17 protein-coding genes are annotated in these 16,546 nt (G+C 31.6%); 13 read left to right on the forward strand and 4 right to left on the reverse strand.

Features of this window, described 5'->3' with window-relative positions; translation table 11 throughout:
* Positions 1-7 precede the first annotated feature (7 nt).
* From CELLY_RS09465 to tsaB, 11 genes are all read left to right on the forward strand, one after another.
* On the forward strand, positions 8-448 hold the full coding sequence (locus CELLY_RS09465) for a cytochrome C oxidase subunit IV family protein (RefSeq protein WP_013621453.1): 441 nt from the start codon (positions 8-10) through the stop codon (positions 446-448).
* 67 nt (positions 449-515) lie between these two features.
* Positions 516-1,145: a hypothetical protein gene (locus CELLY_RS09470; protein WP_013621454.1), complete on the forward strand. Its 630-nt coding sequence runs from the start codon at positions 516-518 to the stop codon at positions 1,143-1,145.
* 16 nt (positions 1,146-1,161) lie between these two features.
* A complete protein-coding gene (locus CELLY_RS09475) occupies positions 1,162-1,890 on the forward strand; it encodes an SCO family protein (RefSeq protein ID WP_013621455.1) in 729 nt (242 codons plus the stop codon).
* Positions 1,883-2,422, forward strand: coding sequence for a DUF420 domain-containing protein (locus tag CELLY_RS09480; RefSeq protein WP_013621456.1), 540 nt, complete (start codon positions 1,883-1,885; stop codon positions 2,420-2,422). The genes CELLY_RS09475 and CELLY_RS09480 overlap by 8 nt, the downstream gene beginning before the upstream one ends.
* Positions 2,423-2,432: 10 nt before the next feature.
* The gene (locus tag CELLY_RS09485; protein WP_013621457.1) at positions 2,433-2,645 is read left to right on the forward strand and encodes a hypothetical protein; all 213 of its coding nucleotides are present in this window, start codon (positions 2,433-2,435) and stop codon (positions 2,643-2,645) included.
* A 254-nt stretch (positions 2,646-2,899) separates the two neighbouring features.
* Positions 2,900-3,601 carry an ABC transporter ATP-binding protein gene (locus CELLY_RS09490; RefSeq protein ID WP_013621458.1) on the forward strand — a complete coding sequence of 234 codons (702 nt, stop codon included), beginning with the start codon at positions 2,900-2,902 and terminating at the stop codon, positions 3,599-3,601.
* Positions 3,594-4,823 (forward strand): ABC transporter permease, encoded by a 1,230-nt coding sequence (locus tag CELLY_RS09495; protein WP_013621459.1) that lies wholly within the window; start codon positions 3,594-3,596, stop codon positions 4,821-4,823. Before CELLY_RS09490 ends, CELLY_RS09495 begins: the two co-directional genes overlap by 8 nt.
* Position 4,824: 1 nt before the next feature.
* A complete protein-coding gene (locus CELLY_RS09500; RefSeq protein ID WP_013621460.1) occupies positions 4,825-6,087 on the forward strand; it encodes an ABC transporter permease in 1,263 nt (420 codons plus the stop codon).
* 32 nt (positions 6,088-6,119) lie between these two features.
* Entirely contained in the window at positions 6,120-7,256 is a 1,137-nt protein-coding gene (locus CELLY_RS09505; RefSeq protein WP_013621461.1) for an efflux RND transporter periplasmic adaptor subunit, read from the forward strand.
* Between the two features lie 35 nt (positions 7,257-7,291).
* Entirely contained in the window at positions 7,292-8,623 is a 1,332-nt protein-coding gene (locus tag CELLY_RS09510; RefSeq protein WP_013621462.1) for a TolC family protein, read from the forward strand.
* 82 nt (positions 8,624-8,705) lie between these two features.
* Positions 8,706-9,389: a tRNA (adenosine(37)-N6)-threonylcarbamoyltransferase complex dimerization subunit type 1 TsaB gene (tsaB, locus tag CELLY_RS09515; RefSeq protein ID WP_013621463.1), complete on the forward strand. Its 684-nt coding sequence runs from the start codon at positions 8,706-8,708 to the stop codon at positions 9,387-9,389.
* A 53-nt stretch (positions 9,390-9,442) separates the two neighbouring features.
* Here tsaB and CELLY_RS09520 read toward each other — a convergent pair whose 3' ends face one another.
* The 3 genes from CELLY_RS09520 to CELLY_RS09530 all read right to left on the reverse strand — a co-directional run bounded on the left by CELLY_RS09520 (position 9,443) and on the right by CELLY_RS09530 (position 11,753).
* Positions 9,443-10,264: a mechanosensitive ion channel family protein gene (locus tag CELLY_RS09520; RefSeq protein ID WP_013621464.1), complete on the reverse strand. Its 822-nt coding sequence runs from the start codon at positions 10,262-10,264 to the stop codon at positions 9,443-9,445.
* Between the two features lie 325 nt (positions 10,265-10,589).
* Entirely contained in the window at positions 10,590-10,790 is a 201-nt protein-coding gene (locus tag CELLY_RS09525) for a dodecin family protein (RefSeq protein WP_013621465.1), read from the reverse strand.
* Between the two features lie 60 nt (positions 10,791-10,850).
* On the reverse strand, positions 10,851-11,753 hold the full coding sequence (locus tag CELLY_RS09530; RefSeq protein ID WP_013621466.1) for a NifU family protein: 903 nt from the start codon (positions 11,751-11,753) through the stop codon (positions 10,851-10,853).
* A 118-nt stretch (positions 11,754-11,871) separates the two neighbouring features.
* Here CELLY_RS09530 and CELLY_RS09535 point away from each other — a divergent pair, with 118 nt between their 5' ends.
* On the forward strand, positions 11,872-12,897 hold the full coding sequence (locus tag CELLY_RS09535; RefSeq protein ID WP_013621467.1) for a PorP/SprF family type IX secretion system membrane protein: 1,026 nt from the start codon (positions 11,872-11,874) through the stop codon (positions 12,895-12,897).
* A 61-nt stretch (positions 12,898-12,958) separates the two neighbouring features.
* Here the strand turns inward: CELLY_RS09535 and CELLY_RS09540 are convergent, their stop codons facing one another.
* Positions 12,959-14,134, reverse strand: a complete 1,176-nt coding sequence (locus tag CELLY_RS09540) for a vWA domain-containing protein (RefSeq protein WP_013621468.1) — start codon at positions 14,132-14,134, stop codon at positions 12,959-12,961.
* Between the two features lie 210 nt (positions 14,135-14,344).
* On the opposite strand from CELLY_RS09540, the gene CELLY_RS09545 reads away from it, so the two are divergent.
* A complete protein-coding gene (locus CELLY_RS09545) occupies positions 14,345-16,537 on the forward strand; it encodes a tetratricopeptide repeat-containing sensor histidine kinase (protein WP_013621469.1) in 2,193 nt (730 codons plus the stop codon).
* Positions 16,538-16,546 lie beyond the last annotated feature (9 nt).

The following is a 16,546-nucleotide window of genomic DNA, read 5'->3' on the forward strand; positions in this document are numbered from 1 at the left end:
GTATAAAATGGCACACGAACATAAATTAGAAATTTTTAGAGGGCGTTGGAAGTTTAAAAATAACATTCAAAAAATATGGGGTGTATTAGCATTCTTATCTTTTGTAACTTTAATAGAAGTAGTTTTAGGTATCTATAAACCAACGGTATTAATGAAACCATTAATATCTGCTTTTGAACCAGGTATACTTGGTTCTACAATGAATTTTTTATTGTCTCCATTTATCTATTTAAAGCCTCTAAACTTAATTTTTATTGTGCTTACAATAGTTAAGGCATATTACATTGCTTGGGACTTTATGCACTTACGTGACGAGAAAAAAGGATTTAGAAGATCTATAGTATGGACACCAGTATTTTTAATTAGTTATTTAGTGTTTATACTACTTACAGAAGGTAGTTACATTTATGATGTTTACCACAGTGGTTTTATAAAGTGGAACTTCTAACATTTAGCATCATTTAACAATACATAAAGGCGGTTTTTAGACCGTCTTTTTTTATTTTTGTACCATTATGAAAAAAACCTTTGTAATGGTAGTTTTATTTATACTACCAATTGTAGCTTACCTTTTTTTTGCCAGTGGCATACATAATTTTGGTAGGCTTCCTGTGCTAACAGAAAATGTTAGCGATTTAACAGCTTTTACTACAGATACACATTTAAAAAACAAAATATCTATTGTAGGTTTTTTGGGTAACAATGTAGATCAGAAAAAAGGAACTGCATTTAATTTAAATCAAAAAATATACAAACACTTTTTTGAGTTTAAAGATTTTCAATTTGTAATGCTTGTGGCCAATGGGCAAGAACAAGAGGTTGAAAAGCTTAAAAAAGAATTGTCTGTATTGGCAGATATTAAAAACTGGAAATTTGTTTACGGTAACGCATCTCAAATACAATCGTTTCATAAAGAACTAAAGACTGATATTGTTTTAGAAGACGATTTAAGCTCTCCTTATGTATTTATAGTGGATAAAGATTTAAATCTGCGTGGAAGAACAGATGATGAAGATGAAGGTACTAAATACGGATTTAACACTATTTCTGTAGCGGAGTTAAATAATAAGATGGAAGATGACGTAAAAATCATTTTAGCAGAATACCGTATGGCATTAAAAAAGAATAACGCAGAGCGTAAGTAATAATAAACTCTATTGTATGAAGAAGAAAAATTATAACTATATCTGGATTTCGTTTATAATTTTAGTGTTCGGAATTATTTTTATACCTAAAATAGTAAGCAGAATTAAGGATGATGCCATAGTTGAGAATGACCGTATGAACAAAAAGGATAACAAAGGAGACCTTGCATACGTAGAAATCAATGGTAGTAAAAAAAGAGTGCCAGAGTTTACCTTTATTAATCAAGATAGTTTAGTTGTAACCAATAGAGATTATTTAGGTAAAGTGTATATTGTCGAATTCTTTTTTACTTCTTGTCCAACCATTTGTCCTGTAATGACCAAAAACTTAGTACAGATTCAAAATAGCTTTAAAGATGTAGAGAATTTTGGAATAGCATCATTTAGTATAGATCCTAAAACAGATACACCAACTACATTAAAAAAGTATACAGAAACTTACGGTATTACAAATTTAGATTGGCATTTAATGACAGGGCAAAGAGATGAAATATATAAACTTGCTAACCAAGGCTTTAATATATTTGCACAACAAAACCCTAATGTACCTGGCGGTTTTGAACATTCTGGTATGTTTGCCTTAGTAGATAAAAGAGGTTACATACGCTCTAGAGTAGATGAGTTTGGAAACCCAATTATATATTACAGGGGAACAATTTCTGAAGAAGAAGGTGCTAATGAAGAAGGAGAAAAAGAACAAATTAGCATATTAAAAGAAGATATTAAAAAGTTGTTAGATGAGTAAGATTGAAGATGTGAATTTTAAGGAAAAAAGGTTTAATACAATAATTACTATTGTATCTATTATTGTGCCTGTTGTTGTAGCACTTTTGTTTCGTGTTAAAATACCTAACGTAGAACCTTTATCTTTTTTGCCTCCTATTTATGCTACTATTAACGGCGTTACGGCAGTGTTTTTAATTGCGGCTGTTATTGCTATAAAAAATGGCAAACAAAAACTACATCAAAATTTAATGACCACTTGTATTGTTTTCTCATTAGCATTTTTAGTGATGTATATAGCCTATCATATGACATCAGAATCTACGGCTTATGGTGGAGAGGGTATTGTTAAGTACATTTACTTATTTATACTAATTACACATATAATACTATCTATTATAATAATTCCTTTAGTTATGAAAACCTATGCTAAAGCCTATTTAAAACAGTATAATGCGCATAGAAAACTCGCAAAAATTACATTTCCAATTTGGTTGTATGTAGCTGTTACGGGTGTTATTGTATACGTAATGATATCTCCTTATTATGTTTAAACCTACCGTTATGAAAAAAATATTATTTTTTGCTGTTATATTCTTGTTTTTAATTCCGCAGACATCAGAAGCACAATGTGCTATGTGTAGGGCTGTTTTAGAAAGTGAAGGGAATGTTGCTGTAGCAGAAGGCGTAAATAATGGAATAAAGTACCTTATGGCTGTGCCCTATGTTTTAGTAGGTGTATTATTTTATTTTGTTTACAAAAAAATGAAGGCTTAGTTGGTTTTAACATTCCGTTAGTAATAACGTTATATAATTTTAGTTTTCTTAGCATACTTGTACCAGTATTTTACTATTGTAACTTTTTTTATAATTTCTTATAGGTTATAAAAAGTACATTTTTAAAGGCTTTAGGGCTATTGTGATTGTACCGTATTTAACTTTAACATTTTTTTCACATTTTATGTGTAACTAAATATAAGTTGGGTAGTCTTACAGATGTACTAAGTACAAAGCCAAAAAAACTAACACCAATGATAGAAATAAAAGACCTTCATAAGTCTTACAAAATGGGTAGCAACTCGTTACACGTTTTAAAAGGCATTAATTTTAATGTAGAAGAAGGAGAACTTGTAGCCATTATGGGTTCTTCAGGATCTGGAAAATCTACACTCCTAAACATTTTAGGAATGTTAGACGTTTTAGATGAAGGTACTTACACTTTAGATGGTGTGCCAATTGTAAATCTTAATGAAACAAAGGCGGCTAAGTACAGAAATAAATTCTTAGGGTTTATCTTCCAATCTTTCAATCTTATCAATTACAAAAGTGCAGCAGAAAATGTAGCACTTCCTTTATATTACCAAGGTGTTAGCAGAAAAGAACGCCAAGTAAAAGCACTTAAGTATTTAGAGCAAGTAGGCTTAAAACAATGGGCAGGCCATTTACCTAGTGAGCTTTCTGGTGGACAAAAACAACGTGTGGCTATTGCTAGAGCCTTGGCAGCAGAACCTAAAGTATTAATGGCAGATGAGCCAACAGGTGCCTTAGATAGTAAAACATCTTATGAGGTTATGGATCTTTTACAAAAGATTAATGACGCCGGAAATACTATTTTAATAGTTACGCACGAGCCAGACATTGCAGATATGTGTAAACGTATTGTGCACTTAAAAGATGGTGTAATTGTAGAAGATAAAAAGGTGGACCAAGTAAGAGCTTCGCAGTATGTTTAGTAGAGACGCTTGGAAAGAAATTTTTGAAACTATTCAAAAAAATAAGCTTAGGACTTTTTTGTCTGGTTTTACAGTAGCAATAGGTATTTTCATTTTTGTTGTACTTTTTGGCTTTGGTAACGGACTTACAAATACGTTTGCTAAATTTTTTGGAGATGATGCAACCAACGTATTCTTTATATTTCCTGGTAGAACATCTGTTCCTTATTCTGGTTACAAAGCAGATAGGCAAATAGAGTTTGATAATAGTGACCTTGAGGACATTGAAAAAAACTTTGCAATGTTTGTAGACTATGTTACGCCAAGAATTACTAGGGGCGGTTTGGTTAAATACAAAAACGAGTCTAATAATTATACTAATATGGGTGTAGCTCCTTCTCATCAATTTAATGAGAAGACTATAATAATGAAGGGTCGTTATATCAACAATCAAGATATAAAAGACAAAACCAAGTATGCCGTTATTGGTAGGTTGGTAGAAAAAGATTTGTTTAAAGGAGAAGAATCTCTTGGAGAATATATTGATATTGCAGGTAGTTCTTTTAAGGTTATAGGGGTTTTTCAGGATGATGGTGGAGATAATGAAGAACGAAAAATTTACATTCCGTACACTACAAGGCAACTTATAGAAAAAAACACAGACAAAATAGGTCAAATAGTTCTTGGTTTTAGGCCACAAATAGGATACTCTGGAGCTATGTCTTTAGAAAATAGCTTAGAAAAATATCTTAAAAGCAAAAAGTTTATCAATCCTAATGATGAAAATGGGTTGTTTATTAGAAACATTGCAGATCAGCTAAAGCAAAATCAGCAACTAGCAAGTGTGTTGCAAATTATAGTTTCTTTTGTAGCATTTGGGACAATAATAGCGGGTATTATAGGTATTAGTAATATTATGGTTTTTGTTGTTAAAGAGCGTACTAAAGAATTAGGTATACGTAAAGCACTAGGTGCTACGCCTAAATCTGTAATTAGTACCATTTTGTTAGAATCTATTTTTATTACCACAATATCTGGTTTTATAGGGATGATTTTAGGTACAGTACTCCTCAATGCAATGGGAGATACTTTAGAAGATTATTTTATTACCGACCCATATATAGACACCGGAATTGCAATTTTTGCAACCATTCTATTAATAATATGTGGTGCACTAGCAGGATATGTGCCAGCCAGAAAAGCGGCCAAGATTAAACCAATTGTAGCATTAAGAGACGAATAGTATGAAGTTTATATTTGATAGTAATACTTGGCAAGAGATTTTTGGTTCTATTGGAAAAAATAAAACCAGAACAGCAATTACCGTAGTTGGTGTGCTTTGGGGAATTTTTATATACATAGCCTTAGCTGGTGCAGCAAAAGGTTTGGATAACGGTTTTGAACGTGCTTTTGAGAGTACAGCAATGAACAGTATGTTTGTTTGGGCACAGAGTACAAGTATGCCTTATGAAGGGTTTAAAACGGGACGTTCTTTACAATTAAAATTAGATGATGTAAATACATTAAAAAACAGAATTCCAGAAATACAATACATAGCTCCAAGAAACGCAAAAGGAGTATTTGGTGGTAGCCAGGCAGCAGTGGTTAGAGGACAAAAATCTGGTACAGCACCTGTCTACGGAGATTTTCCTATTTATACAAAAATAGCAACCAAGAAAATATATGATGGTGGTCGTTTTATAAATGATGAAGATATAGAGCAAGCTCGTAAAGTTGTAGTTATAGGAGAGCGTACAGAAAAAGAACTTTTTGAAGAAGGAGAAAATCCAATAGGAGAATTTGTTAGGGTAGATAATATTTATTTTCAAATAGTAGGTGTACATAAATACGTTCCTGGTGGTGGCTTTGAAGGCGATACAGATATGTATATACCGTACTCTACCTATAAAAAATTATACAATACAGGAGAAAATGTAGATTGGCTAACAATTGCAGCTTATGATGATGCAGATGTTATACAAGCAGAAAAAGATGTAAAAGCGGTATTAAAAAGTATACACAGAGTTAATCCTGATGATGAAAGAGCTATTGGAGCTTTTAACTTAGGAGAAATTTTTAATAGAATTACTGGCTTTGCAAAAGGACTTACATTTTTGTCTTTAATAGTAGGCATAGCAACCATATTAGCAGGTGTAATTAGTATTGGTAATATATTACTAATATCTGTAAAAGAACGTACTAAAGAGTTAGGTGTTAGGCGTGCTTTAGGAGCAACACCTAGAGAGGTGCGTAACCTAATTCTACTAGAGTCTGTTTTTTTAACAGTTGTTTCTGGTATTATGGGTATTGTGTTAGGGGCATTTGTATTGTTTTGTATAGATGCGGCTACGCAAGGAACAGATTTTCCATATACAAACCCTACTTTACCAATATCCTATGTGTTAGGTGCATTAGGTATAATGGTAGTTTTGGGAACATTAATAGGCTTAATACCTGCGCAAAGAGCTGTAAGTATTAAACCAATAGATGCATTAAGAGAAGAATAAAATAATAACTAAATATAACTAAATCAATCAAAATGAATAAAGTGCTAAAATATACACTAATAGTGGTAGCTGTATTGGCTGTATTGTGGGCAGCAGCCTTCTTTATTAAGACAAATAGTAAGTCTTCAATTTCTTATGAAACAAAAAAACCATTTATCTCTAGTATAGAGAAAAAATCTGTTGCTACTGGTAAATTAGTACCGGAGGAAGAAGTAGAAATTAAGCCTCAAATTTCTGGAATTATTGAAAAAATATATTTAGAAGAAGGAGTAGAGGTTAAGTCTGGAGATTTAATTGCCGTTATTAAAGTTGTGCCTAATGAGCAGTCTTTAAACCAAGCTAGTGGTAGAGTTAAAACTGCCCAATTGGCATTAAATAATGTAAAATTAGAGTTTGAAAGAAATAAGTTGTTATTTGAAAAGGACGTTATTTCTAAACAAGAGTTTGATAATATTAAACTAAGGTATGACCAAGCTCAACAAGATGTATCTAATGCACAAGCAGATTATCAAATTATTAGAAAAGGTTCTGCTGGTGGTTCTTCTAGTGCAAATACAAATATTAGAGCAACAGTAAGTGGTACAATTTTAGAAATTCCTGTAGAGGAAGGAGACCAGGTAATTGAAAGTAATAACTTTAATGATGGTACAACTATAGCATCTATTGCAGACCTTAAAAAAATGATTTTTGAGGGTAAAGTAGATGAAGGTGAGGTAGGAAAACTTAAAGTTGGTATGCCTTTAAAAGTTAGTTTAGGAGCTGTAGATGATAAAGAATTTGATGCTAAATTAAGATTTATTGCGCCAAAGGGAGTGGAAGAAACAGGTGCTGTTCAATTTAAAATTGAGGGTGATGTTGTGGTTGATGAAGGTGTAATGATACGTGCTGGTTATAGCGCAAATGCATCTTTTATATTAGAAAAGAAAAATGATGTTATGGTATTACCAGAAGCATTATTACAGTTTGATAAAAATACAGATAAACCTTATGTAGAAGTTGCTAAAGGTGATCAGCAGTTTGAGCGTAAAGATATTGAAATTGGTATTTCTGATGGTGTAAACGTAGAAATACTATCTGGACTTACAGAAAATGATGCTGTTAAAATTTGGAACAAAACTGAGCCTATTAAAAAAGGTGATGATGAAGAAAAAACTACTGACGAAGAATAGTAGGTAAAAACAGTAAAATCATCAAACTAAAATATATGAAACTTAAAATAACAATAGTGCTGCTTCTATTTGTTGTTGGGCTAACTAACGCACAGCAAAAAAAATGGAGTATTGAAGAGTGTATAAATTATGCACTAGAAAACAATATAGACGTAGAACAATTAGAGCTGCAATTGCAAAGTGCAAAATTAGGAGAGTCTGATGCTTTGGGAGATTTTTTACCAAACTTAAATGGTTCAACTAATGGTTCATGGAGTAAGGGTTCTGGTTTTGATCAAACTACAAATCAAAGGGTATCAGGTACGTTTTTCTCTTTAAACGCTGGTGTATCTTCTGGAGTTACACTTTTTAACGGTTTACGTAACATACATAACTTTAATAAAGCAAAATTAAATACCATTGCTAGTCAATATAGGTTAGATGGTATAAAAGACAACATTGTGCTTAATGTAGCAAATGCTTATTTAGATGTATTGGCAGCCAAAGAGTCTTTAAAGGTGGTAGAACTTCAGGCAGAAATTTCTGATCAAGATTACGAACGTACAAAAGCACTAGTTGAAGCTGGTACTGTGCCAAAAGGAGATTTGCTAGAGCTAGAAGCTACTATTGCAGATTATGAGCAACAAAAAGTAAATGGAGAAAATAATGTTGTTTTAAGAAGGTTATTTTTGGCTCAATTATTACAAATTACAGATTATCAAAATTTTGATATAGCAGAGTCCACTTATAATGTTCCTCCATCAGAAATATACAATTATACGGCTAAGGAAGTGTATGATAAAGCACTTACAATTAGAGGTAATATAAAATTGGCAGAGACTAATATAGATATAGCAGAAAAAGATGTTAAAATAGCTAAAGGGGCTCTGTATCCTACACTTAGTGCATCTGTTGGTTATAATACTAGTTACTCTAGTTTTGTTAAACGTATTACTAATGCAAGTTTTACAGATCAGTTATCAGAGAATGATGGTATTGGTTATGGTATGAGTTTAAGTGTGCCTGTTTTTAACGGTTTTAGTGTACGTAATAACATTAGAAGGTCTAAACTTAATTTAGAGCAAACGAAACTGCAAGCAGAGCAAGAAAAATTAGCATTAGAAGCAAGCATTAACCAGGCTTACTTAGATGTTAGGTCTTTTGGAAAAAGATATGAGGCAGCGCAAAAAACGTACGATGCAAGAAAGCAAGCGTATGATTTTGCTAAAGAACGTTTTGATGTTGGTTTAATGAATGCTTTTGATTTTAGTCAGTCACAATCTAGATTAGATAATGCAGCTATAGATGTTGTAAACGCAAAGTATAATTACATCTTTAGAATTAAAATATTAGAAATTTACTACGGTATACCAGTTACACTAGAGTAAACTTACTATACAACATAAAAAGTCCATTGAGCTAATTGTTTAATGGACTTTTTTTGTGTTATAACTTGTATATTTGTAAGCTATGGCAATTATCTTAAATATAGAAACAGCTACTACTAACTGCTCTGTAAGTGTGGCTAAAGACGGTAAAATGTTAGCGCTAAAAGAATTTAATAGCGCTAGTTTTTCGCATGCAGAACAGTTGCATATTTTTATAGAGGAAGTGTTACAAAATGCATCATTATCAATAACAGATATTAATGCAATTGCAGTAAGTAAAGGTCCTGGTTCTTATACAGGGTTAAGAATTGGAGTTTCTGCAGCTAAAGGATTATGTTTCTCTTTAGATATACCACTAATTTCTGTTGCCACGTTATCTAGTTTAGCGCATCAAACAAAACCAAAAAAGAATGAGGCTGTTGTTGCTGTTTTAGATGCAAGGCGTATGGAGGTGTACTCTGCTGTTTATGACACAGATTACAACCAAGTTACACAAACAGAAGCAAAAATTATTGATGAAACTTCCTATGAAGATGTGTTAAGCACGTATAATAAAGTACATTTTATAGGTTCTGGAGCAGCCAAAATTAAAGATACGTTACAAAGTAATAAAGCAGTATATATTTTAGATGCTGTACCTTCTGCAAAAGAAATGTGTGCATTGTCTTTTGTAAAGTTTACAAATGTAGCTTTAGAAGATGTGGCTTATTTTGAGCCTTATTATTTAAAGGATTTTATGCTTCAAAAACCTAAATCCAAAAAATAACCTCATTTAACGGTAGTTAAATGAGGTTATGGTTTTATTTATTTAAAATTTAATTATTGACCTTGATACATAACACGTTGTGGAAAAGGAATTTCAATGTTATTATCATCAAACCTAAGTTTTAATTCTTCCATAACGTAAAAGTGTGCTTCCCAAAAATCTTCGTTTTTAGCCCAAAAACGTAATGAAAGGTTTACAGAGCTATCTGCAAGTTCTGCAACATATACCTCTGGCGCAGGATCTTTTAATATTGTTTCTTTTTCGCTACAAATTTGTAAAAGTATTTCTTTAGCTAGTTTAATATTAGAGCTATAACCAATGCCAACTGTAATTTTATCTCTACGTGTACTTTCTATATTGTAGTTTACAATGTTGTTGTTAGACAATTCGCCGTTTGGTATAATTGCAACTTGGTTACCAAAAGTATTTAGCTTGGTAGTAAAAATAGATATTTCTTTAACTGTACCGTCTATACCTTGTGCTGTTATAAAATCTCCAACCTTAAAAGGCTTAAACAATAAAATTAAAACACCACCAGCAAAATTAGCTAAAGAACCCTGTAAAGCTAAGCCAATTGCTAAACCAGCGGCACCTATAACAGCTACTAGAGAAGAAGATTGTACGCCTAATTGTGTAATTACTAATACAAATAAAACTACTTTAAGAGCAATTTTTATAAAGCTCTGTAAAAAAGATTCTAGAGTTGGGTCATAATCCTTAACCGAAAAGAATTTAGCAACCATACGGTTAATAAATTTAGTAACCCATAGTCCAACAATTAATATTAAAGCTGCCGCTATTAGGTCTGGTAAAAACTCCCAAAACTTTCCTATAAATTTTTCTGCATATTCTTCGTAGTCTGATAAGAAATCCATCTTCATATTTATTTAATGTTTTTATGCAAAGCAAAGAAAAAATATAGTTTTATAAATGGGCTTTAACATTATATTCATACTCATTTTAATGGTTTAAAAATAATGCCGTGTAACTTTATTAGGCTGTCTTTATCAATTGTTTATTTGTTGTATTGGTAATTGTATGTAAATTTTAATTTAAGACTGTAAAGACCTTGTAATGGCTTATTTTATTAATAGTTACTAATAGTTTAAAAAGTTAATTTAAAGTAAAATTAATAGTGCTTTAAAATGCAAATAGCGCCCGTTAGGCGCTATTTGTTTGTGTTATTCTGTGTAGTAAACGTTATTTTACTTCAAAAGTAATTTTAAGGTTTACTCTAAATTCTGTTACTTCACCATCATTTACAATTGCGCTTTGGTCCTGCACATAAACAGATTTAATGTTTTTTACAGATTTAGATGCTTGCACAACTGCTTTTTTTGTTGCGTCTTCCCAACTCTTATCAGAGTTAGATAATACTTCAATAACTTTTAAAATTGCCATAATTAATGTGTTTAGATTTCTCTAAAAATAGCAAAATTAATTCACATTTAAAACTGATTGTTAACCATTTAAGGCAACTACCTCTCCAATTTTGTCTCCCATCATATTTTTTAGCATATTTTCTATACCGTTTTTAAGGGTAAAAGTTGAAGACGGACAACCACTACATGCTCCTTGTAAAATTACATTTACTTTTTTGGTATTTTCATCATAAGACTTAAACATAATGTTGCCGCCATCACTAGCTACAGCAGGTTTTACATACTCTTCTAAAATATCTATAATTTGTTTAGAGGTATCGTCTAAGTTTTCATCTTGTAATTGTGTAGCAGGCGCTTCTTGTTTTTGCTTACTTATGCTATTGGCAGATACAACTTCTTTTCCTTCAGTTAAAAAAGCCTGAATGCTTTCTCTTAATTCTAGCGTTATTTCATTCCAATCTGCTTCATCTGTTTTTGTAACAGAAATATAGTTTTCATCTAAAAAGACTTCTTTAACATATGGGAACTGAAATAAAGTTGTAGCTAAGTCAGAATCTTTTGCTTCTTCTTTGTTTTTAAACTCAAAAATTGTTGGTACAATTAATTTATTAGCTACAAAACGCATAGCTGCTGGGTTAGGTGTGTTTTCTGCGTATACTGTTGCAGGCACACTTTGTGGATCTTCTTGTTCATGTACCACAACTTCGCCACTATTTAAATAATCTACTAATTGTTGTGCAACTTCATCCCTAACATCATCCCAAGCAACAATATCAAAACGCTCTAATGCTATAAAGTTACCAGATATATAAACAGTTTTTATAAAAGGTAAATAAAATAACTGTTGTGCTAGAGGCGAGTTTTTAGCTTCATCAATATTTTTATACTCGTAGCTATTATTTTTTGTTATAAAGTGATTTGTTTCAAACTTTAAAATAGCCGGATTTGTTGTTGTATATATAGTTATATTGTGCTCTTTCATCTTAAAAAAATAATTTTTACAAAAGTACAAACAAAATCACTCATAGCATACATAATAATATTGTGGTTGTAAACGTTTTAATATAAATTTAATACTTTTGGACTTTTAGCCCTTATTTATGAAAAACATATACTTAGCCTTGTTTTCTTTCTTGTTGCTTGGTGTTTCTAGTGTAACAGCACAAGAAGGAATACCGGTCTATTTTGATTATTTATCGGATAACTATTACTTAGTGCACCCGTCTATGGCAGGTATAGGTGAAGGAGGAAAAATTAGAGCAACTATTAGAAAACAATGGTTTGATGTAGAAGAAGCTCCTAACTTACAAACTATAAATGCACATTTTAGATTAAATGAGAAAAGTGGTGTTGGTGCAATTATCTTTAATGATGCTAACGGTTACCATTCACAAACAGGTGTAAAATTAACTTACGCACACCATTTGCGTTTTTCTAGAGATTTACGAAACTTAAATCAGCTTTCTTTTGGTATTAGTGCTGGTATTATGCAGAGTAATTTAGATGAAAGTGAGTTTAATTCTGTTACGCCAGACCCTATTATTACTGGTGGAAACATTAGCTCATCATACTATAATATGGATTTGGGAGCATCATATAACTATATGGAGTTTTATGCCCATGCTACTATTTTAAATGTATTAAATAGCAAGCGTAATGTGTATTATAAAGACAGAGCAGATGACCCAAATGCTACTGTTGTAGACAATTTAAGAAGATACGTATTGTCTGCAGGCTATGTTTTTGGCAAAGGAGATTGGCAATTAGAGCCATCTTTAATGTTGCAAATGACAGATTTTACCAAAGAAAAAACTATAGATATGAATGCTAAAGTTTACCGTAGTATGGACTTTGGTACACTTTGGGGAGGAATATCATACAGGCGTAGTTTTGATGGTGCTTTGTACCAAAATACAAGCGGAAGTACCAAAGAACAAAGATTACAATTAATTACACCTATTGTTGGTGTTAACTATAAAAACTTTTTAGTGTCTTACAATTACTCGTACCAAATGGGAGATATTAGGTTTGATAATGGAGGTTTTCATCAACTAACTTTAGGTTATAATTTTGGACAAGTATCAGAAAAAAGATTTGACTGTAAGTGCCCTGCTGTAAATTATTAAAAAAAAATAAAATATATAAAAGCCTGTGATCTTTTAATCACAGGCTTTTTTTATCTGTAGTTTATTTGTCCCAAGTGTAATTTTTGCTTTTTCCTTGCTTTACAATGGCAGAAATCATTGCATTTTCTAACTCGCCTTTAGAACCTTCTTTTTGGTTTTTAGCAATATAAGCTTCACGTTTTTGGTTTGCTTCTTTAATTTGTTGCTGAATATTTTTTCGTTCTATTTTTTTAGTTTCAATAAAAGCTTCAATTTCTTTATTAGTTTTATTTTGTAGCTCTTTTGGTAATTGCTTTTTCTCTATCTTAGATACATTAAAGTTTTTGTTTTTAGAAGCATCCACTAAATCCCAAGAGGCATTATTATACAATCTAGAGCTTTTGCTAACTGCTCTTTTTACCATAACAGCTTCTTCCATTTCTGCAGCTTTATCATCTTGTACAGATTGTAATGCCATTTTAGAACTGCCTAAACTACCGTAAGACACATATGTTTTGTTTAATTTTTTATTAAGCGTAATAATTACATCATCATAAGGTGTATCTATATGTATAACTTTTTTATTGTGGTTAATAGCAATGTATTCTCCACCTGTTAATTGTGCACCACTTTTCCAGTAGCTATTTGCACCTTGGTTATAGTCTCCACAAAAAATAGTATTTACTATTATACCTTTTTCCTTAGCATCAGACGTAGCATCTTTATAATCTATTTTGCCTTGGTTAAAGGGTTCGTTGCCAGCAATAAATATCATTTTTAAGTTATCAGGGTTTTTGCCCCAATCTAAATCTTTAATAGACGTGCTTATTGCTTGGCCACAATACTCATCTCCACCATTGGTAGTTAAAGAAAATAGCTTTTCAGATATTTCATCCAAATCTGTACTAAAACCAATTACTTGTTTAATGTAACCGTCTTGTTTTTCAATAGTACTGTTACCGTACTCATACAATGCAATTTGTAATTGGGGTCTGTCTTCATTACCACATTTTACATAGCTAAATTTATTTACAATATCCCAAAGCTGTGCCTTTGCTTGGTTTATTAATCCGTCCATACTATTACTAGTGTCTAATAACAAGGCTACTTTAACTACATTTTTATCTGGCTTTTTAGTTTCTACTAAAGCTTGTGTGGCTAAAGTTATTTCCTTTTTACTTTTTGCCTCGCAACTTAAAGTGCTTCCTACAAAAAAGGTTAGTAATGCTATGCTTGCTATTTGTTTTACATTTTTCATCTTGTTACTTTTTTATTTGTTACAGGGTAAAAGTATTTTTAATGTTTATAATTAAAAACAGGTAATGAGGGAACTGGTATTTTGAGTGAGTAAACAAACCAGTAAACTTTGTAAGGAGGTCTTAAGCAGAGGTTTTTATAGCTAAAGCAGCATTTTAGCATTTTTTATAGTCAGATAAAACAACTAAGTTTACCATATCTAATTGTAAAAATGAAGTTAAAAAAGCACATACTATTTTTATTGTTGTTTGTAACAGCAATTGCTTTTTCTCAGGTTAATACTACTAAAAAACTTACCATAAAGGGTACAGTAAAAACTAAAGAAAAAAGAAGTCCTATTTCTGGTGTAGAAGTTTCTGCTACTAGTGGCAGTGTTGTATATACAGATGCTTTTGGAGCTTACCGCATAAAAGCAGAAGTTGGAGATTATTTATTGTTTAAAAGTTTAGAATTTGAAACTGTAGAATATCGGATTAAAGATGATGAAGATGTAGATGTTTTGGTAGAAGGTTTAGATGAGGATACGCAAATAAGCAAAAGTGCTTTGCATAAAATGTATATAGATTCTGCCAAGCAATTTAAAAAAACAGATATAGGCAAAAGTATAGACTATATTAGGCTTTCTTTGGAGCAATTAGGTAAAAGAGGTAATAATAAAGAGCGTGCAGTATCTTACGCCTTATTAGGTGAAATATACCAATATCATAAGCAGTACGACCTTGCTGTTGATAATTACAAGGAGTCTTTAACTTATAACACTACAGGTGAGTCTCAGTTATTGTTGGCCAATGCTTATCTTTTAAATAAAGAATACAAAAAATCACAGACACTTTTTACAACGTTACTAAGCAATAAAAAACTGTCTATGTACCAAAAAATACTTGTGTATGAAGGTTTGGGTGATGCTTATAAAGGGATGAAAAATACCCAACAAGCAGTAGGCAACTATACTAAAGGTTTAGACATAGCTAAAAAAGAACTTGTAAAGCCAAAAATTACAGATTTAAATACCAAAATAGCAGAGGCTTATGGTGATGCTAACCAAACTAAAGAGGCAGTAGGTTACTTTAAAAACTCGTTAAAATCTGCCGAGTCAGAGGCTCCACAACGTGCTTTAGAGGTAAGTGAAAGAGCTGCAGATTTTTATAATAAAAACAATCTGTATAATGAAGAAATGAAGCTTAGAAAGCAGAGTTTAGAAGACATAGAGCTATTAGAAAACTCAGCTAAGAAGAAAGTAGAAAAAAGAAGTACTACATTAGATAAAGTAGAGGTGCCAATAACTAGGCAACGCATAAATTACAAAATTGCAACTAACTTAATTGTACAAGATAAGTTAGATGAGGCTATACCGTATTTAGAAGAAAGTATTTCTGAAGCAGCTATTGAAGATGATTTAGTAGTGCAAAAGGACGCAACACGCAAACTATCTGAAGTGTATGATGATAAGGGAGATTATACTAGAGCTTTAGAAACCTATAAAAAATATGCAGCTGTAGCAGATACGTTGTATGCGCGTAAAGAACAAGAAATATCTAGAGCAGAGCGCTTAAGTAAACAAATAGCAGAAAAGCAAAACCGTATAACTGGTTTAGAAAAGGATAAGGAACTTTATGAAAGTAAGTCTAGTTTGGAACAGACTAAGCAAGATTTGTACACAACAACATCTACCAAGCAAAAAATTATAATTTACGCTTTAGTTTTGGGTATGTTTCTTTTTGGTATTGCAGCATTTTTCTTTTACAGAAGCAATAAGCAGCAAAAGTTAGCAAACAACCTTTTGGCATTAAAATCATTACGCTCACAAATGAATCCGCATTTTATTTTTAATGCCCTTAATTCTGTTAATAATTACATTTCTAAGAGTGATGAACGTAGTGCAAACCGTTTTTTAAGTGAGTTTTCTACCTTAATGCGTGCCGTTTTAGAAAATTCTGAGGAAGATTTTATACCGTTAACAAAAGAGTTAGAGTTGTTAGAGTTGTATGTTAAGTTAGAACATTCTCGTTTTCCAGATAAATTTAATTACTCTATAACAACAGACCCTAATATAGATGTTGCAGCTTTTCAAATTCCGCCAATGCTGCTTCAACCTTATATAGAAAATGCTATTTGGCACGGATTACGCTACAAAAACGAATTAGGGTATTTAAACATCAACCTAAAACAAAAAAATAAAGAGGCAATAGAAATTACTATAGAGGACAATGGTATAGGAAGAAAAAAATCTGCCGAGTTAAAAACGCAAAATCAAAAAAAGCAACGCTCTAAAGGAATGGGTAATATTAAAAAAAGAGTTGCTATTTTAAATAGTATGTATAAGGATAAGGTAGATGTTGTTGTTACAGACTTAAGCAGTAATGGAACAGGAACAAAAGTTACACTAACCTTAAAAAAAGATTAGTAGTAGTTG

The organism is Cellulophaga lytica DSM 7489 (assembly GCF_000190595.1).
Taxonomy (GTDB): domain Bacteria; phylum Bacteroidota; class Bacteroidia; order Flavobacteriales; family Flavobacteriaceae; genus Cellulophaga; species Cellulophaga lytica.